1 protein-coding gene is annotated in these 223 nt (G+C 64.6%); it reads right to left on the bottom strand.

The features are described 5' to 3' along the window. The coding region (locus E4K09_RS29525; RefSeq protein WP_166802530.1) for a cadherin-like domain-containing protein at window positions 1–223 on the bottom strand (223 nt) is incomplete at both ends.

The following is a 223-nucleotide window of genomic DNA, read 5'->3' as shown; positions in this document are numbered from 1 at the left end:
CGTCACGGCGACAGGCTCGGAATCCGAGGTTCCGTCGTTCACGAAGTAGACGAAGGTGTCGGTCCCGGTGAAGTTCGGATCGTACGGCGTGTACGTGAAGGTGCCGTCGGACTTGGGGCTCAGCGCGCCATGGGAGGTGTTGTAGAGGAGGCTGGCCGTCAGCGCGTCGCCGTCCGCATCGGCATCGTTCCCGAGTACGCTCTGCTCGCTCGTCACCGACAGG

The sequence above is a fragment of the Microvirga pakistanensis genome (assembly GCF_004458765.1).
GTDB lineage: Bacteria > Pseudomonadota > Alphaproteobacteria > Rhizobiales > Beijerinckiaceae > Microvirga > Microvirga pakistanensis.
The sequence above is the reverse complement of the archived record's forward strand: the minus strand, read 5'-3'. Positions and strand labels throughout refer to the sequence as shown.